This is a genomic window from Methylophaga marina (assembly GCF_030296755.1).
In the GTDB taxonomy this organism is placed as follows: Bacteria; Pseudomonadota; Gammaproteobacteria; order Nitrosococcales; family Methylophagaceae; genus Methylophaga; species Methylophaga marina.
On record NZ_AP027741.1, the window covers coordinates 2,940,157 to 2,958,674 of the forward strand.

The window sequence follows — 18,518 nt, forward strand, 5'->3', positions numbered from 1 at the left end:
CGTGTTACTGAATGCAGTAGTGATTGTTTTGCGCGAGGTGTTAGAAGCCTCATTAATTATTAGTGTATTTCTGGCGCTGAGTCAGATTTTGAATCGCAGTTTAAAATGGATGTTATTGGCATTAATCCTGGGGCTGATAAGCGGCGTTATTTATGCGCTAACGATTCGTCATGTATCAATGGCTTTTGGTGGTATTGGGCAGGAGCTTGTCAATGCCTCGATAAATATTCTGATTTTTATAGCCTTGCTCATTTTTGTCCATGTGGTGCCTCACCAAAATGACAGACGTTGTCGAGTTTTGACCATTCTGGCCATCATGAGCACCGTTATTTTGGCTATGATGCGCGAAGGTTCTGAAGTGTTGTTATTTATCACTGGATTCTTTGGCGTACCGGATTTACTAGGGCCAGTATTAATGGGCGGTGCGGTTGGCGCCGGTCTGGGTGTCAGTGTGGGGGTGTTCATTTATTATTTTATTGTGAACCTTATCCCCCGACATGGTGTGTGGGTTGGCTATCTATTATTGTTATTTGTGGCGGGAAGCTTAATGTCACAAGCGATAGAGTTCCTGATTCAGGCAGATCTATTCACCTCATCAGAACCTATCTGGAATAGCTCTAATATCATTGATGAACATTCTGTGGCCGGGCAACTTCTGTTTGCATTAGTAGGCTATGAAGCCACCCCTCAAATTAGTCAGGTTATTGCCTACCTTTTCAGTATGGCTACCTTGTTTTGTGTGGCGATGTTCAGCTTTATAAAGCGAGACCGAAACTCATGAAATACCGTTTAATCACCATTGCTAGTGCTTTATTTCTTACGCCTCTCCTGGTGCAGGCTGATGGTTCATCCATTGATAAAATCTACCATCCCTATGTGCAGCCATTAGAAAAAGAAGTCGAGTGGCGGATGATTAGCGCTGAAGGCGACAGTTTACAAAAACTCAGTTATGGGCAGTCATTGTCTGATCGACTCTATGTTGAAGGCTATCTTACCGCGAGTGAAGAAAACGATAATTTTCGTTTGCATAGCTATGAACTCGAAGCAAAGTGGCAACTAAGCGAGCAGGGAGAGTACTCGATAGACTGGGGACTGGTCACCGAGCTTGAAAAATCCAATATTCGTGATCAATGGGAAGCAGCTACTGGACTACTCATGGAAAAACAATGGGGTAGATGGGTAGGCGCTGCGAATCTGTGGTTAGAATACGAGTGGGGTGATGATATTGAGGAAGAGCTTGAAACAGCCTTAGGCATGCAAGCTCGTTATCGTTTATCCCCCAGCTTTGAACCTGCTGTCGAATATTATGCTGGTGATGAAACTCGTGCTATTGGTCCGGTTGCACTGGGCGATATTCGCTTTTCTGCAGGAAAAAAACTTCACTGGGAAACCGGGGTATTATTTGGTGTGGGCAAACAGTCCCCTGATGCCACATTACGTTTTCTGACTGAGTTTGAATTTTAGTCAATGTAAAGTTTTGTTAATCATTTAAGGTTTTGTTAATAAGCCATCACTAATATGACGACTATCTCATGAGAGTAGAGCCAAGTGATGCAAACAGGGATAATAAAACACCCGATCGAGATAGACAGTGGGCTGGCAAGCCTTATCAACACACATCTTCAAATACCACATCTGACAAACACAGTTTTGACTTTCCGTTTGAAAAAATCACCTGTGTTTTTTCCTCAAAACTGCCATCTATTCGGCTATCTAATAACGACCATACAAGCTCTGGCTCCCCACATACACTCTTTGGTCTTTACGCTTATTTCATCTCTCTTTTATTCAGGAAAACATGATGTTTAGTAATATATTGCGCCCCTTATTGATGACGATGACTCTGGGTTTATCATCGATCCCTGCATATGCGCAAAGTTTGCAGCTGGATAAAACCCAAATGGACAATCTTGGGGTGTCATATCAGGCTGCGGTATCCGTTTCTGAAACTAAAAGTCATCATTATCCCGCCAAAGTGTCTGTGCCTAATGCGAACCGCCATATTGTTCATACCAGTCAGGAAGGTGTCGTCACCCAAATGTTAGTAGCTGAAGGCGATGTTGTTAAGGCAGGTCAAGTGCTGGCCACACTTAATAGTCCAGCCTTGTTGACGCTACAAACCCAATATTTACAGGCTGAGGGCTTGTTATCGCAATTACTGACCGAGATGCAGCGTGATAAACAATTATTTAATGAAGGCATTATTGCCGAGCGTCGTTATCTGGATGCCAAAACACGCTACCAACAGCAAAAAACACTGGTTGATAGTCAAATTAAAACGCTGCAGCTAGCTGGAATGCCATTAGAAGCCATTAAAACATTAAAGCAACAACAAACCATGGACAGCCACTTACACGTTCGCGCCGCCAGTGATGGTGTGGTCATGGCACAAAATGCGGTGATTGGCCAACGGGTAATGGCATCAGATGTTTTATATGAAGTGGCCGATTTATCAACGCTCTGGTTGGAAATCCATGTACCACTTGCCATCGCCAGTAACATTAATACTGGCACAAAAGTGGTGGTGTGCGACAGAGATGTCTCAGCTGCTGTTATGACAGTCGGTAGGCAAGTTCATGATATTGATCAGGGTGTTTTAGTACGAGCTGAAACGGCCGAAAATGCCGATTTACTGACACCTGGCGAATTTGTACAGGTTTGTTTTGTGCAAAATAACAGTTCTGTGCTTTATGAGATTCCCTACAAAGCCATATTACGTATCGATGGCATAACCCATATCTTTTATTTTGATGGTCAATCCATCAGTCTGCGCCCTGTTCATATCATTTCTCAAACAGACAATAAAGTGACTGTATCAGATGAATTCTTAAGTACAGGCTATGTGGTAGAAGAAGGCGTGTCCTCACTTAAATCTGCCTGGCAAGCAGTAGGAGAATAGACATGGATGGTCTTATCCGTTTTTCATTGACGCAGCGTCTGGTGATGCTGATTCTGGTAGTTGTTCTGATCGGCTTTGGCTGGAAAGCCTTTAACGATACACCGATTGATGCCTTTCCTGACGTCTCGACAACACAGGTAAAAATTATCCTCAAAGCGCCTGGTATGACACCGGAAGAGGTGGAAAGCCGCATTACCGCTTTAGTCGAAGTTGAGATGTTGGGGATCCCCAAACAACGCATGTTACGTTCGGTTGTTAAGTATGGCCTGACAGATATTACCGTTGATTTTGAAGAGGGCACGGATATTTACTGGGCCCGCCAACAAGTCGCTGAACGTCTTTCAGCCATTAAGGATACCTTACCAGCCGATATTCAAGGTGGACTGGCACCGTTAACGACACCTTTAGGTGAAATGTTCATGTTTACTGTAAACAGTCCCACGTTGGATTTAATGCAGCGACGTGAATTACTGGATTGGGTTATCAGACCAGCCTTGCGTAGCGTCGAAGGTGTGGCTGATGTGAATTCATTAGGCGGTTATGTCAAAACTTTTGAAATTATTCCGGATTTAGCCAAGCTGGCTGCATTAAATATCAGCCTTGCCGACATCCAGCACACATTGGAAATGAATAATCGTAATGATGGGGCAGGACGCATCGATGAAGGCGAAGAGGTATTACTGGTTCGTGCACAAGGCAGTCTACAAAATCTGGATGATATAAAACGTTTAGTGGTTAAGTCAGATGCAAATGAACCCGTTTTATTGTCACAAGTGGCAGAATGCCGAATTGGTTCGTTGACACGTCATGGTGCGGTCAGTGCCAATGGACAGGGGGAGGCCGTTCAAGGTCTGGTATTGGGTTTGCGCGGTGCTAATGCCAAGAAGGTTGTCGCCGGTATCGAAAAACGTCTCGCCGAGTTACAACCCTCATTACCAGATGATGTGACGATCGACGTCTTTTACAACCGTGGTGAACTGGTCGCTGATGCCATTCATGGCGTGAATAAAGCATTGATTGAAGCCGTCGTATTAGTCTTGGTGTTTTTACTATTATTCCTAGGTGATATCCGTGCGGCTATTGTGGTAGCGCTTGTGTTACCACTATCTGCCATGATTACTTTTATCATGATGCGTCAGTTTGGTTTATCAGCCAACTTGATGAGTTTGGGTGGCTTAACCATTGCCATCGGTATGTTGGTCGATGCCGCCGTGGTAGTAGTTGAAAACATCGTGTCACAACTATCGGATAAATCTCGGTCAGCGGTACTGCCAAGACTGCATTTGATTTATCGTGCAGTGAAAAATGTCTCGGTGCCTGTCACCTCAGGCATCATCATTATCGTTATTGTTTTTCTGCCATTGCTGACTTTACAGGGGCTGGAAGGAAAGCTGTTTATTCCCGTCGCCTTGACGATTGTATTTGCACTGGCCGGCTCCTTACTTTTATCACTGACAGTGATTCCTGTGCTGGCCTCTTTTTTACTGAAACACGTCTCTCATGATGAACCGTTGTTACCGAGACTATTAAAAAGACTCTATTCACCTGTATTAGCCTGGTCTCTGGATCATACAAAAAGCGTGGTGGTGATAGCGCTACTGTTATTAGCATTTGCTGCCGTTTTATACACCCAAGTGGGTAAAGCCTTTATGCCGGTGATGGACGAGGGCGACTTGATTGTGCAATTAGAAAAATTGCCTTCAATCACCTTGGAGCAGTCAGTCGCTTTAGATAAACGCGTGCAACAGACATTATTAAAAAATGTGCCGGAAATTACTGGCGTAGTGGCTAGAACAGGGGCAGATGAACTCGGGTTAGACCCAATGGGATTAAACGAAACAGATATGTTTTTAATCCTGAAACCACGTGAGCAATGGCAAGTTGCAACAAAAGAAGACTTAAAGCTAAAAATAAGGCAGGTTCTGGAACAATTTCCAGGTTTGAATTACGGGTTTACACAACCAATTGAAATGCGTGTGTCAGAAATGCTCACGGGTGTCAGAGGTGATCTTGCCATCAAAATATTTGGTGAAGATGGTGACACGCTCAATGAGCTAGCGAAACAGGTTGTGCAGGTCGTTTCCGGTATTCAAGGTGCTGAAGATGTCATCACCAGCCAGAATGATGGGGCGCAGTATTATCAAATTGATCTGAATGCGTTAACACTAGGTCGTTTAGGCTTAAGTGTTGAAGATGTATTACCACAATTGCGCATGCTGGTTCAGGGAAGTCAGGTAGGCACGATTTATCAAGGGGCCAGACGATACCCTCTGGTCATTCAAGGTGAACGTAACTTACAGAAAATGGCTAGTTTGTTTGCGCATGCACGATTAAATGTCGCCGGTAACAGACAGGTGCAAATTTCTGATCTGGCTACATTAAGACGCGTTGAAGGACCTGTGTCTATTCGTCGAGAGCAAGGACAGCGTATGACGGTCGTAGTAGCAAATGTCGCTGATCGTGATCTAGTGAGTTTTGTTGAAGAAGCCCAGGCGGCGGTAGCAAAAAACATCAAGTTGCCTAGTGGTTATCAGTTTTCCTGGGGCGGTCAGTTTGAAAATCAACAGCGAGCAGCTAAACGCTTAATGGTGGTCATTCCTGTAGCTTTATCTTTAATTTTCTTATTATTGTTTTCCACTTTTCGTTCCCTACGCCAGGCCATACTGGTCATGAGTAATGTGCCTTTTGCTATGGTGGGCGGGATAACCGCACTTTGGCTGACCGGTGAATACTTATCCGTACCAGCTTCTGTTGGCTTTATCGCCTTACTAGGTATTGCTGTATTAAATGGCGTGGTAATGGTGAGTTACTTTAATGAGCTGTTAGAAACAGGTATGGCAGTAGATGATGTAGTCAGAGAGGGCGCGATGCGTCGCTTAAGGCCCGTGATGATGACGGCCACCATTGCTGCCTTCGGTCTCGTGCCTTTGCTGTTTGCCAGCGGGCCTGGTTCAGAAATTCAGCGGCCATTAGCCATTGTGGTTATCGGTGGTCTGGTCAGTGCTACCTTGCTAACCTTGGTTTTATTGCCATTATTATTCAGACGATTTGGAGTCGCAAAATGACATGTTTATTGGCACTGATTGTGAAGCCGACATTAGAAGCAGCATTAAGTGACTGGTTGTTATTACATCCATCCATTGATGGATTTACTACACAACAAGCGTCTGGGCATGGTACTGGACACCCTATGAGTATTACCGAGCAGGTGGCAGGGCAACGGCAACAATTGATTTACTGGTTAGAGCTGGATTCTGCGATAGCTAGTACTATAATTGATGAGTTGGCAGCGAATTTTTCAGGATCAGGAATTCATTACTGGCAATTACCGTTATCAGCAAGTGGGCTTATTCGCTAATCGCTTCTTCTGCCTGTTTTTGCATACGTTTTTCTAAGTCCTGCCATAAAGATAAACGGGATGAACCACCGACACGTTGGCCTTCGCCGCGTGACTTGGCCAGCCACAAACCAGTACCGTTGAAACTATAAACAGGGGTTAAATCGTTACGCTGGCTGGCAGGTTTGATTTCAGTGATTAAGTTATCCAGCACTAATGGCACAGAGCGTTTTGTTTTGAAGTAGGTCAGTACCATATGAGCTTGATTTAATTCTTTTGCTTTAACGTAGGTGATACGTAATTTGTCTTCATCAACACCCAACTCTTTCAAGGTGAAATATTTGGCTATTGAATAGTCTTCACAGTCACCACCGCCGATAGATAGCATTTCCAGTGGGGTTGCCCAGTAGTCTTTTTTATTCCAGAGATCGATGTCATCGATAAACAACACATTGGTGTTAAAAAATTGATTCACCAGTGCCAGCTTTTCAGCTTCCGGTAAGTCTTTATTTTCGTCCACCAGTTTTTGCCAGTCTTCGACACGCTGACGAGCAAATTTATTATATTGCGCCTCAATATTGTCTAACACACGTGTGCTGATATTGAGATCAGCGACAAGCGGCAACGACAATATCAAACATGTCAGTATCAGCAATAACGACAGAGGGCGTTTAAACAGCATGGATAGCTCAGACTTTAACGACTGATACCGTAGATGCCAGCTTGTTTAACAATCGCAAAATCTTCATCGTTTGTGACTGCCTCAGCAAGTACTTTGATATCCAGCAAGCGAGAGACTTCATGCATGATTTCCAAAAAGTCTGGTTTACTGGCGTTACTACCAATGTTCTGTGTCAAATCACGTGCGAGTCTGATGTAATCCAGATGCAAATGTCGTAACTCATCAATGGCAATAATATCCGCAGAATAACGTTTGATAAGACTATTTGCACCCAATGACTTCACAAAACGACTGAAGTTAGTAAAGGCTTTGAGGTTTTTAGTGGCGGCATAGGCCGAGACAGAAAAAGTCAGTAACTCAGCAGAAATAACGGACTGCTCGATACGAGATTCCAGCCATTTATGGAAACTGGCTGAATCAATTGAGTCCATCGTCAGGTTGATACTGACAGGACAGCTAATACGATCTTGCTCCATTTTGAGTAGGACTTTGTTCACAATGCAACGGTCCACAGGTTCCGACAATCCAAACTCTTGTGCCATAGAGAAAAAAGTCCCGACAGACAGGGTGTTACCCGCTTTATCTTTGACAAAGCTAAAGGCTTCCTGCATCACTTTGACAGGCTTAGGACCATCATAATTATAGGCTTCGGCTGTGAAGTAGATTTCTGGCGTATCACGATTAATAGCGTGGGTAATGGCGGCTTTCCATTCTTGTTCAGAAAGAGAACTGATGGAGTCATCTTTAATGAAAAAGGCGTTTTGTCCAATAATACTGGCCTGCTCATAGGCTTCAATTAAAGCAGGCATTAAACGTTCAAACTCACTGGTGCGATCAAATTTAACTAAACCAATGTGAACCAGATCGTCGACTTCATAATGCTCAGCCAGTTCTGTCATTGCCTGTTGCAGATTTTTAGCAAATGACTGAATCAGATTGATATCAGACTCATCATAAATAATGGCAAACTCGGCACCATACAGACGATAGGCATGACCATTGCCGGCCACGGCATTGTTCAGTATACGGGCCATATCTTTTAAGAGTGTATCAGCGAGTTGATTCCCTTTTTGTTTACTGATATCGGCTAAATCAACAAACTTGATGTAACTCACATACCCGGTATGGCCGCTTGATAGTCGCTTTTTCATGTCGGCGGTGAAAGTGGCTTGATTGAGTAATCGGGTTAAGCCATCACGTTTGAGATTATCATTCAGGGCATCGAGCCTTTGATTAAGTCGAGTGATGGTATCGCCAATCTTGACTGACATACTGTTCATAGACTGAGCAACATGGCGGACCTCTTTGGTCCAAGGCAGACGATCAATCGTAGTAAATTGACCGGAAGAAATTTCATTAGCCTGTTTTTGTATCGCTTTAAGTGGTTGTAAGGTAAACCGTAACACCAGCATGAGTAATGCAAATGCACCCACAAAAATAATCACGGAATACAATAAGGTTTCTTTGGCTTGTTTATAGAGTTTCAAATAAGCATAAGCAGGGTTGCTACTGACATACAGTGTGCCGGATATTGACCAGCCAGAGCTGATTTCTGATGAAGCTGTGGCAGACTTCATGGGTAACCAGTTGATTAGCCATTGGGGCACGCCTTCCATTTTGACTGGATTTTTCAGACTCACCAGTGTTTTACCATCAATATCTTCTAAACGCATTTCACGGTAATAACCCATATCAAAAATGGCGCTCATCATTGTTTGTAATATCGGATCATTTTCATCTTCCATATGCGGGCTAAGTGAGAGACCCAACGATGTGGCGGTATCCTGCATATGTATTTCAGATTCAACTTCGAGATAGTCACGGATACTGCCCATGCTGATCACAAAGCTTGCTGAAAAAACAATCAGAAAAAGTAAGCTGATTAGAATTAACAACTGCTTAGAAAGTGACATATTGATTTCCTTATTACGATGTTCAGGCCATTTTAAGTACTGCCTGATGTATATCGGCTAACTTGATGGAATCTGATGAATTATCACCAAAACGCTAACAATACCCTGACCACGACATCACAGCAAGCATCATCAGCGCGGGCAATAAGTCTTTTGTTTCAGCAGGTAGATTGCTACGATCAGCGTTTCATTTATAGGCGATACAGATGTTATTAGTATTAGTGCAGATGGGGCTTCTCATTGCCTGTGGTTTTGCCTGGAAACAATGGGCACCAAGGCATATTCCAGCTCTGGCACACCGCCGCGCCTTAACCGATCTGGTTTTCTTTATTTTACTGCCAGCCCTGGTGTTAGATGTCATCTGGGGCGCACCCATAGATAAGACCTCTCTTAAAATTTCTCTCACGGCATTTTCTGGTTTGCTAACAGCAAGCATTGTTATGTGGTGTTTATTGCGATTTATCAAAACCACGCCTGAACAAAAAGGCGCGCTGATGCTGGCTGCAATCTTTCCGAATGTGACCTACCTTGGTTTACCGGTCACTAATCAGGTACTCGGCTCATGGAGTAATGCCATTGTGCTGCAATATGACTTATTTGCTTGTACACCGGCGTTGATGACTTTTGGCATATTAATGGCGCATCATTTCGGTAGGGCGGGCCAGCAAAAAGTCCATCCCTTAAAAGAACTCACCAAGGTGCCGCCATTGTGGGCGGTTGTGATCGCGCTTTTATTAAATGTGCTGCATGTGCCACGCCCAGAACTGGTTCATCACACATTAACGACATTATCTGGTGGTGTGGTGCCACTGATGCTGATTGCCTTGGGCATGAGTATTCGCTGGGACAGCTTAAGACTACGTTATTTACCGCTTTTATTGCCGGTCGCTGTGATTACCTTATTATTAGTTCCGGTGGCTGTGTTTTTCACGGGGGCTGGTTCGAACTGCCTGCGGATATTGCATTGGCCGTCGTGCTTTTGGCTGCCATGCCGACTATGGTGTTTGGTGTTGTGATATGTGAACGTTACCAATTAGATAGTCCACTCTATGCTGCCGCAGTCACATTGACGACCTTATTAAGCGTTGTCACGTTACCTTTGTGGTTTCATTATTTACCCGGCCTGTAGTCAGACCAGATAAAGCCGGCTGCTTCAACGGCCGCAATCACATGTTGCATGGCTTGCTCAATTTGTTCAGCGTCACCACGCAAGCTGAATTCAATTTGAGGCTCATCGCCGAGTTTGGGCAAGCTTGATAATTTTAACTGCGGATATTGGGCGACAATCTCATTCATTGTCGGCAGTAAATCTGACTCACGCCCTTTCGTAATGGTAATGATTCTTTCCGCTTTGGGACGCAAGCCCTGTAAGTGTGGGTAATGGGTATCTAAAATCCATTCCAGCATGGGCCAGGACATTTCAGGGAAGCCCGGCATAAAGTGATGGTTATCCAGACTAAAACCCGGCACGCGATTAATAGTATTGGGAATAATGCGGCTACCTTCAGGTAAGTGGCCCATCAAAATACGATTAGGATAGGCATCTTTACCAAACTGATCTTCAATTGCTTTGACTGCATCAGGGTGAGGTTTGATCTCAACGCCTTTCACTAAAGCAGCCGTCTGGCGGGTTCTATCATCCGGAGTGGCACCAATACCTCCGAAGCTGAACACCAGATCAGGACTGCTCATTGAAAAGCGTAAGGCGCGTTCCAATTGCTGTGGATCGTCACCAACAATTAGCGTCCAACTTAATTCCAAATCACGTTTGGCCAGAACGGATTGTAAGTGAGCGAAATGCTTATCCTGGCGTTTACCACTCAGAATTTCATCACCAATGATTAGCGCGCCAATATTCATTATTCAGTCTCTGGACGATTACGCATAAAATCGGCTGTCTGTACAAACGACGCCATCAGCTGTTCTGAAAATAAGGGATCTAAATCCATCGATTTTAATGCCTGAGCCATACAATAAAGCCATTGATCACGTTCTTCGATACCAATAGAGAAGGGCAAGTGTCGAGCTCTCAGTCTTGGATGACCGTATTTATCAGTATATAAAGGCGGGCCACCCAACCAGCCAGTCAGAAACAAATATAATTTTTCTTCACTGATACTGATGTCTTTTGGATGGTAATCACGAATATGTTGTGTTTGAGGCGTCTCACACATCACCTCATAAAAAGTTTTGCATAGATGTCTGACACCGGCTTCGCCACCGATACGTTCGTAGGGAGTTGCTATTTCAGCCATGATTGAATTCAACAAAAAAAGACTAGTTTAACCTTGTTGAACAAGACGATAAAGCGAATCAAGGTTGCGAGCTTGGCCGCAGACCGGGATAATTGGCCCATCTTTTAGCAATAAACAGGAGAATTATCCTATGAGCGATAGAATTGTCATGCGTACAGGTGAAGCACTGGTTGGCGGTGGTCCTGCTTTTACAGCGGCTGAGCCAGAAGTCGTTATCGGTGAATTAGACGGTCCATTTGGTACCGCATTCGCTAACCTGATGGGCGACCAAGTACAAGGTCACTCACGCGTATTAGCGCTGATGAACACTGACATGCAAGTTAAACCTGCCACATTAATGGTCAGTAAAGTCACTGTTAAGAAAACAGCTTACACCAACATTCTGATGGGTACAGTTCAAGGCGCTATCGCTAACGGCGTATTAGATGCTGTTCGTAACGGTACTATTCCAAAAGAAAAAGCGAATGATTTAGGTATCATCGTTTCTGTATGGTTGAACCCAAGCATCGTGACTGTAGAAGACTTAGATCACGAAGCTTTATTCAACATTCACCGCGAAGCCACTCGCCGTGCTATCGAAAAAGCCATGAATAACGAGCCAAGCATCGATTATTTATTGGAAAATCAAGATAAATTGGTTCACAAATATTACCAAAAAGAACTTGATGCTAAAAAATAAAAACTGGAAACTCAATGAGTTAGCTGTGGTCTCTGTATAAGAGGAGATATTCACAGCCTCAAGTTTTAAACGGTCTGTCTTTTAAACTGGACAGACCGTTTTTTTTGCCATGTATAATCGGTGGCAAATGAAGAAACATTCAAGGTAGATATGGACCTCTATTCCATTGATAAATTAATGCATGAAACCCGACAGCTTGCGGCGAAATACCGTGAAGCTACTGGGAGCACCTTACCGATTACTGGCGAGATTGCCCGCTTTGATGCAGCAAGAGCGCTCAACCTTTCACTGATTAATGACCCCAACAGTCCGATTGATGCGACCGGCAAGGAAGGGCATCGGCAGGATAAACGTATTATTATCAAAGGCCGAGCCATTTTTGATAGTAGTAAAGCCAGTCCCAGAATTGGACAATTAAATCCTGAACAGGATTGGGATCTGGCTGTATTAGTGCTGTTTGATGAGCACTACGACGTCGATGAAATCTATGAAGCAAGCCGTGAAGCTATTGCGGATGCATTAGATAATAAAAAAGACAGTAACCGAAAAAAGCGCGGTGCCATGTCTATCGCACAATTCAAGATTATTGGTGAACGGGTATGGACCCGCGAAAACGGTCTAGAAACCGACGTATGGGAAAACCAAGACGACTAATCATTTGAGGGTAAATGGATGACTATTACGGGATTTATATTTTGGGCTGTCGTTGTTGTTTTAGTTGTTTACCTCATCATCATCTATAACAATCTGGTCAGTCTCAAACACAATGTCAGTAAAGCCTGGTCAAACATTGATGTATTACTCAAACAACGCCACGATGAACTGCCCAAGCTGGTCGAAACCTGTCGGCAATATATGCAGTACGAACAGGACACCCTGGAAAAAGTCATGCAGGCGCGCGCATCCGTTGCCACTGCTCAACAAAACGGTGATATTTCAGCGTTAGGTTCTGCCGAAGGCGCATTGAGAATGGGATTAGGCAGCTTATTCGCTGTAGCTGAAGCCTATCCGGAGTTGAAAGCAGATCAATCATTCCAGCATTTACAGGCTCGGATTACGGGGTTAGAAAATACTATTGCAGACCGACGTGAATTTTATAATGAAAGCGTCAATATCAATAACGTCCGTATCGAGCAATTTCCCGATGTTATCCTGGCACGCTTTTTTGGCTTTAAATCGTTTACCTTGCTTGAATTTACATCCGAAGAACTTGTTGATCTCGATATCAAGAGCTTGTTTGAACGCTAGATGCAGGACTGGTTGGCTTCACTTTCTATTGAGATAAATAAGCTCACTGTTACTGAGTTTTATATTGCAACGGGCGTCTTATCGGCGATAGTGATCGTCGTGTTTTATCAGATGGTCAAACACTATAAATATGCCAGACTGATTGAAAATGTACCAACGGCTAAAATCCGCTCCGCACCACAGGGATATGTAGAACTGATTGGTGCCACTAAATTAATGGATGGCCCACCGATTATTTCGCCGGTATCAGGTACAAGATGTGTCTGGTTTCGTTATACGATTGAAGAACAAATCACTGAATATGAAGGGAAAGGGCGCATCAAGTCGCGCTGGAAAGTCATTAAAAAACATAGCAGTGATGATATTTTCTTGTTAGATGATACTTCGGATCAGTGTGTAATTGATCCGGATGATGCCAATGTCATTACAAAACGTAAAAATCGCTGGTACAAACGAGATACTTTTCCTGCACGTCGTTATACCGAATGGACCATTCTGGAAGGGGATTATCTTTATGCGCTGGGTGATTTTCAAACCGTTGCCAGTGTTGAAGACACAAGTTTAAAAAATATGATGACCGCCACCTTAAAAGATTGGAAACAGGATCCTAATGATCTTTTACATCGTTATGATACCAACCGTGATGGTCAGCTTAGTCAGCAAGAGTGGGAGCAAGCAAGACAAGATGCTTACCAGCAAGCGAAAGCAAAAGTCGGTGCCATAGCACATGAAAAACCACTGAGTATACTGAAAGCATCAACACAGAAAGACCAGCCATTTATTTTATCTACTGAATCAGAAGCGAACTTGATCAACCGTCACAAAAGCATTGCTTATGCATGTGGACTTGGCTTTTTTATCGTGGGTATCTGTCTGGTGTGGATGATAAATCAACGAATAGGGATAGTATGATCGAACGCATTGATGAACTATTTGCAGACAATGGTTTATTATCCAAACACATTTCAGGTTACACCAGTAGAACCCAGCAATTGGAGATGGCACGGCAGGTCGGTGAAGCGCTAACGCATGGCGATATTCTCATCGCTGAAGCCGGCACGGGTACAGGTAAGACCTTTGCCTACCTTGCACCAGCCATGCTTTCAGGGCAGAAAGTGTTTATCTCAACGGGCACAAAAAACTTACAAGATCAATTATTTAACAAAGACTTACCGAAACTTCGTGAAGTACTTTCTGTGCCATTAAAAACGGCCTTATTGAAAGGCCGAAGTAATTATCTCTGTCATCACCGTCTGGAACTGGCTGAATCTGAACCCGGTCAGCAATACCATCAACACACCTTGCAAACCTTGCGTGAGTGGAGCGGTAAAACAACCACAGGTGATTTAAGTGAAACGGATTTATTAGAAGAAAACTCGCCGTTGTGGCCCAAAGTGACGTCAACGGTTGATAATTGTCTTGGGCAGCAATGTCCCCAATACGATGAATGCTTTATTGTTGAAGCGAGACGTAAAGCACAGGAAGCCGACATTGTCGTGGTGAATCATCATTTATTAATGTCAGATATGGCACTAAAATCATCTGGTCAGGGTGAGGTTTTGCCTGATGCCGATGCGTATATCATTGATGAAGCTCATCAACTTCCTGCCATTGCCAGTCAATTTCTCGGCCATCGGGTCAGCAGTCATCAAATCCAGGAGTTAAGCCGAGACAGTATCCGTGAAATGGAAGCTGAAGCAACGGATATGAACGATATCCGCACTGCGGCAGAACAATTAGATAATCGCTTACATCAATTTAATCTATCCTTGGGTGAACATGAGCAACGCGTTCCCTGGCAACCCGTGTTAGAAAAGTCACAAGATATTATAGAAAAGCTCGATACCTTACTGGAATCATTAGAGAAATTAGAAATTCAACTCGATGCAGCTTCCGAGCGGGGCAGAGGCTTAGAACAATGTCACCAACGCTGTCAGGATTTGATTGAACGTTTGTCCATATTTCAGCAAAACGAACAAACAGACTTAGTTTTATGGCTGGACAACCGTAGTTCGAGTTTTATTTTGCATGCCACGCAACAAGAAGTCAGCCAGTATTTCCAAGCCTGGATAAAAGATAAACCACAGGCTTGGGTCTTCACTTCAGCCACACTCACGGTAGCAGGCAAGTTTAATAACTTTACTCACCAGTTAGGTTTGGAAGATCCAGTGACAGCCAGTTGGCAAAGTCCATTTGATTACGGCAAACAAAGTTTACTTTATATGCCCTCAATCCCGGTCGAGCCATCCAACCCGAATTACAATAGTCATGTGGCAGAAGTCGCAAAATCAGTCATTGAGCACAGCCAGGGGCGAATCTTCTTATTATTCACCAGTTATAAAGCGATGCATGAAGTCGCTGAAGCCTTAAAAGAATCTGATTATCCCGTGCTGGTTCAAGGTTCTGGTGCTAAAACGCAACTGCTCGAAGAGTTTCGCAGTCATGGCAATGCCATTTTGCTAGGTACCAATAGTTTCTGGGAAGGGGTAGACGTTAGGGGAGAAGCTTTATCCTGCGTGTTGATTGATAAAATTCCTTTTGCTTCACCTGGCGATCCGGTGCTGGAAGCACGCATTAATGATTTAAAAGAGCGGGGCGGTAATCCCTTTCGAACGATCCAAATCCCTGCTGCAGTTATTCAGCTGAAACAGGGAATTGGCCGTTTGATTCGTGATACCCATGACTCTGGTGTGTTGGTATTATGTGATCCACGTTTTCTGAGTAAACCCTATGGCAAAGTGTTTATGCGGAGTTTACCGCCAATGCCAATCAGTCAGAATATTGAAGATGTGGAAACTTTTTTGCCAGACGTGTTTGATAACCACTAATTCAGATCAGCTGCATATTCTTTTAACACTTCCATAGGAACCACTTCAATGGCACGCTGATGTGTGGCAGCCAGGTAAATTTTAGGCGCCATATCATGCTCATATGCTTCCAACCAGCGCTGAGCACATAAACACCAACGATCACCTGGTTTCAAACCAGGAAAACCAAACTCTTTCACCGGTGTGGTTAAATCATTACCACGAAAACGTGAATATTCCAGAAATGCCTGACTGACTTGAACGCAGACTGTGTGCTGACCGTAGTCTGCATCACTCGTATTACAACAACCATCACGGTAGAAACCTGTGAGAGGATCTTCACTGCAGCTTTCTAACTTCTCACCAAAGACATTCAGCGATTCATCAATATCCATCTAACTTTCCATTAGTCATATTTAATGTATTTAAAGCGAGCATCATCAGGTGTGCCCACTAAGGCGCCATCATCAAGTCCAGGCTGCCACATCACCACTTCTTCAAATTTTTTCGCTAACTCAAAATCTTTATCGGTAATACCTTTTGCCGCATGATTAGTCAGCTTGACGATAACAAAGGCATAAGACACCGTTAAATCCGGATGGTGAAAACCCGCCTCAGCTAAATGACCAATGGTATTCACTACCATTAAAGTACTTTTCCAACCACTGGTTTTATATTTGCGACGAATCCAACCGTTCTCTAAATACCAATGTGGAAGCTCTTCTTTTAAACGCGCTTCAACTTCTTCATCTGTATAGGTTTTTTCAGTACCATCTTCACGCCAGCCCATAATTAGCTCCTTATGTTTATTTCTATCCACTCCAGTTATACAGAAATGAAATCATGAGTCAAAAACAGATCAGGGTTTGTAAGCAAAGCAGGTAAGCGTAAGATAGGGAGTCAGTAAGCAATCAACGAGGTAATTTATGTCAGAGCAAACAAGTTTTAAGGATGCAGGGTTTTTATCAGAGCAATCAAGAACTGGCACGCTCAGTGTAGAAATGCACCAAACCCCGCAATACCTTGTTTGTGAAGATTTAAGTCAGCTGGGTCAATCAATTTTAAATCACTGCCGTATTCGTCCTGATGATAAAAGCGAAGTTTATTTAAGTCTCTATTTCCAACGTATGTTGTCTCACTTTCAGTCCGTTCTGCTAATGGCTGAACGAGGCATGATCCACGAAACAGAAATCATGTCACGCTGTTTGCTGGAAACCTTATTTAATCTGGCAGCGTTTTATCGTCATGAAGACTTTCTCGAAGCCATGACAGATGGCGACACCGATCAAAGAAGGGAAGTACTGACACGTTTTTATCTAAAACAGCTTGAGGTCCATGCCCTGACAGAACTTGAAATGAATGATTTGGAACGCATGATTAACAGTGCTGATGAAATTAACCGCGGTGATGTCAGCACTGCCATCAAAGCTGAAATGGCTGGTTTGATGAGCGAATACCGAACTGAATATGCGTTTTTGAGCGAAACGGTACATTGCCGAATTCATTCTGTCGAACAAGACTTGGAAATGGACGATCATCAAGTTATCGTTGGTATTGCCACACGTGCAGAAGACACCAATCGTTTAGCCAGTTTATTAATGAATGCGGCTGATTATCTGATTGATGGCATCACCATCATACTTGAGTTACACAAACAGCCTGAACAACACGCTCACTTTGAACAAATCAGACGACAAGTTCAAAAAGTCTGGCAAAACACGACTGTTAAGGTCGCTCATCGTTAAAAACAGTATTTTTCAAATTTTAAAATCTGCAGGGTGATTACCCGAAATAAATGTCAGATTTTAAATTTTGAACGTACAAAGAGAAGGGGCGTTTATACTCATTAAATGCTCCTTTTTTTATAGTCATCATTTCTTCTTTGTTTTTCTGAGTATCATATTCTCTCGATATAGTTCATCCACTAACTGCTGATTGATATGCAAAGCCAGAATTTCACTACTGGTAAATTTCTCCCCGGATGGTGACCAAAGAAAACCATTTCCAAAAGACCATCCTTCAAAACAATGACGTCTTCCAATTGTTGGCATCTTGCCACCAAGCAATAAAAGACACTCAATAATCACTTTAGGGGCACAGTTTGTTTGCTCATAACGGGCCACGGTTCTTGGTGATAATTCCAAATATTCTGCGACTTGTTTCTTTGTCATTCTGGCAGCATATCGAGCCTGTCTAAATGTCTTTTTCATCTTAAATATCTGTTTATCAACTGCCAGAAGAGGCTAATTTTAATAAGAGCATGTAAATACTCACATCTATTACTCACACTGTTCTTAGATATTCTATTTAACATAATATATATTATGCGAACTTATATAGATGTAAAAATGAGAGCCAAATGCCTCGACTTTTAAGATGCTCAGATTATGCTTTGGGATGTTCTTATAATATGGCTTATGACAAATTGACCGTTGTCATTGAGGATGTTTTTTGTGTCGTTTTGTAGGTATTCAAAATTTAAAATCTGACTTTTATTTCGGGTAATCACCCTGCAGATTTTTAAATTCAAAATTCAGTTATGTATACTTTTTTCCAGCTTGTTGACTTATCAATCTGACAATTATGATTTCGTAAATCTGTACTCAGTTATGCTTACTTAATCTTTATGTTCATCTTGATTGTTAAATTAGCAAAGTTATTCTTTTTGAATAAAGCTGATTTCATTTCTATACATTCA

20 protein-coding genes are annotated in these 18,518 nt (G+C 43.1%); 13 read left to right on the forward strand and 7 right to left on the reverse strand.

The window, feature by feature from the left end; all coding sequences use genetic code 11:
• Position 1 precedes the first annotated feature (1 nt).
• The 5 genes from QUE24_RS14910 (at position 2) to QUE24_RS14930 (ending at position 6,257) form a co-directional block, all read left to right on the forward strand.
• Positions 2-781 carry an FTR1 family protein gene (locus QUE24_RS14910; protein WP_286304573.1) on the forward strand — a complete coding sequence of 260 codons (780 nt, stop codon included), beginning with the start codon at positions 2-4 and terminating at the stop codon, positions 779-781.
• Complete coding sequence (locus QUE24_RS14915) at positions 778-1,464, forward strand: hypothetical protein (protein ID WP_286304574.1); 687 nt, start codon at positions 778-780, stop codon at positions 1,462-1,464. The genes QUE24_RS14910 and QUE24_RS14915 overlap by 4 nt, the downstream gene beginning before the upstream one ends.
• A 334-nt stretch (positions 1,465-1,798) precedes the next feature.
• A complete protein-coding gene (locus QUE24_RS14920; protein WP_286304575.1) occupies positions 1,799-2,899 on the forward strand; it encodes an efflux RND transporter periplasmic adaptor subunit in 1,101 nt (366 codons plus the stop codon).
• 2 nt (positions 2,900-2,901) lie between these two features.
• Positions 2,902-5,964, forward strand: coding sequence for an efflux RND transporter permease subunit (locus QUE24_RS14925; protein ID WP_286304576.1), 3,063 nt, complete (start codon positions 2,902-2,904; stop codon positions 5,962-5,964).
• A complete protein-coding gene (locus tag QUE24_RS14930; protein WP_286304577.1) occupies positions 5,961-6,257 on the forward strand; it encodes a DUF3240 family protein in 297 nt (98 codons plus the stop codon). The genes QUE24_RS14925 and QUE24_RS14930 overlap by 4 nt, the downstream gene beginning before the upstream one ends.
• Here QUE24_RS14930 and QUE24_RS14935 read toward each other — a convergent pair.
• Entirely contained in the window at positions 6,247-6,918 is a 672-nt protein-coding gene (locus tag QUE24_RS14935; RefSeq protein ID WP_286304578.1) for a transglutaminase-like cysteine peptidase, read from the reverse strand. The genes QUE24_RS14930 and QUE24_RS14935 overlap by 11 nt on opposite strands.
• A gap of 14 nt (positions 6,919-6,932) precedes the next feature.
• The gene (locus QUE24_RS14940) at positions 6,933-8,831 is read right to left on the reverse strand and encodes a bifunctional diguanylate cyclase/phosphodiesterase (RefSeq protein ID WP_286304579.1); all 1,899 of its coding nucleotides are present in this window, start codon (positions 8,829-8,831) and stop codon (positions 6,933-6,935) included.
• A gap of 206 nt (positions 8,832-9,037) precedes the next feature.
• On the opposite strand from QUE24_RS14940, the gene QUE24_RS14945 reads away from it, so the two are divergent.
• The gene (locus QUE24_RS14945; protein ID WP_286304580.1) at positions 9,038-9,847 is read left to right on the forward strand and encodes an AEC family transporter; all 810 of its coding nucleotides are present in this window, start codon (positions 9,038-9,040) and stop codon (positions 9,845-9,847) included.
• Positions 9,829-9,960: a hypothetical protein gene (locus QUE24_RS14950; RefSeq protein ID WP_286306139.1), complete on the forward strand. Its 132-nt coding sequence runs from the start codon at positions 9,829-9,831 to the stop codon at positions 9,958-9,960. Before QUE24_RS14945 ends, QUE24_RS14950 begins: the two co-directional genes overlap by 19 nt.
• Here QUE24_RS14950 and QUE24_RS14955 read toward each other — a convergent pair.
• Together QUE24_RS14955 and QUE24_RS14960 are read right to left on the reverse strand one after the other, a co-directional pair.
• Complete coding sequence (locus tag QUE24_RS14955) at positions 9,942-10,691, reverse strand: competence/damage-inducible protein A (protein WP_286304581.1); 750 nt, start codon at positions 10,689-10,691, stop codon at positions 9,942-9,944. The genes QUE24_RS14950 and QUE24_RS14955 overlap by 19 nt on opposite strands.
• The gene (locus QUE24_RS14960; protein ID WP_286304582.1) at positions 10,691-11,086 is read right to left on the reverse strand and encodes a group II truncated hemoglobin; all 396 of its coding nucleotides are present in this window, start codon (positions 11,084-11,086) and stop codon (positions 10,691-10,693) included. The genes QUE24_RS14955 and QUE24_RS14960 overlap by 1 nt, the downstream gene beginning before the upstream one ends.
• Positions 11,087-11,216: 130 nt before the next feature.
• Here QUE24_RS14960 and fae point away from each other — a divergent pair, with 130 nt between their 5' ends.
• The 5 genes from fae to yoaA all read left to right on the forward strand — a co-directional run bounded on the left by fae (position 11,217) and on the right by yoaA (position 15,841).
• Complete coding sequence (gene fae / locus QUE24_RS14965; protein ID WP_286304583.1) at positions 11,217-11,765, forward strand: formaldehyde-activating enzyme; 549 nt, start codon at positions 11,217-11,219, stop codon at positions 11,763-11,765.
• A 120-nt stretch (positions 11,766-11,885) separates the two neighbouring features.
• Entirely contained in the window at positions 11,886-12,419 is a 534-nt protein-coding gene (locus tag QUE24_RS14970) for a hypothetical protein (protein WP_286304584.1), read from the forward strand.
• Positions 12,420-12,437: 18 nt separating this feature from the next.
• Positions 12,438-13,013 (forward strand): LemA family protein, encoded by a 576-nt coding sequence (locus tag QUE24_RS14975; RefSeq protein WP_286304585.1) that lies wholly within the window; start codon positions 12,438-12,440, stop codon positions 13,011-13,013.
• Complete coding sequence (locus QUE24_RS14980) at positions 13,014-13,925, forward strand: hypothetical protein (protein WP_286304586.1); 912 nt, start codon at positions 13,014-13,016, stop codon at positions 13,923-13,925.
• Positions 13,922-15,841, forward strand: coding sequence for a DNA repair helicase YoaA (gene yoaA, locus QUE24_RS14985; RefSeq protein ID WP_286304587.1), 1,920 nt, complete (start codon positions 13,922-13,924; stop codon positions 15,839-15,841). Before QUE24_RS14980 ends, yoaA begins: the two co-directional genes overlap by 4 nt.
• On the opposite strand, the gene QUE24_RS14990 is transcribed toward yoaA, so the two are convergent.
• Entirely contained in the window at positions 15,838-16,209 is a 372-nt protein-coding gene (locus QUE24_RS14990; protein WP_286306140.1) for a DUF2237 family protein, read from the reverse strand. The two genes, yoaA and QUE24_RS14990, sit on opposite strands and share 4 nt — an antisense overlap.
• Before the next feature lie 17 nt (positions 16,210-16,226).
• Positions 16,227-16,610, reverse strand: a complete 384-nt coding sequence (locus QUE24_RS14995) for a 4a-hydroxytetrahydrobiopterin dehydratase (protein WP_286304588.1) — start codon at positions 16,608-16,610, stop codon at positions 16,227-16,229.
• Positions 16,611-16,746: 136 nt separating this feature from the next.
• Between QUE24_RS14995 and QUE24_RS15000 the strand changes: the two genes are divergently transcribed.
• Entirely contained in the window at positions 16,747-17,565 is an 819-nt protein-coding gene (locus QUE24_RS15000; RefSeq protein WP_286304589.1) for a DUF5677 domain-containing protein, read from the forward strand.
• A gap of 126 nt (positions 17,566-17,691) precedes the next feature.
• On the opposite strand, the gene QUE24_RS15005 is transcribed toward QUE24_RS15000, so the two are convergent.
• Positions 17,692-18,030 (reverse strand): helix-turn-helix domain-containing protein, encoded by a 339-nt coding sequence (locus tag QUE24_RS15005; RefSeq protein WP_286304590.1) that lies wholly within the window; start codon positions 18,028-18,030, stop codon positions 17,692-17,694.
• Positions 18,031-18,518: the final 488 nt, after the last annotated feature.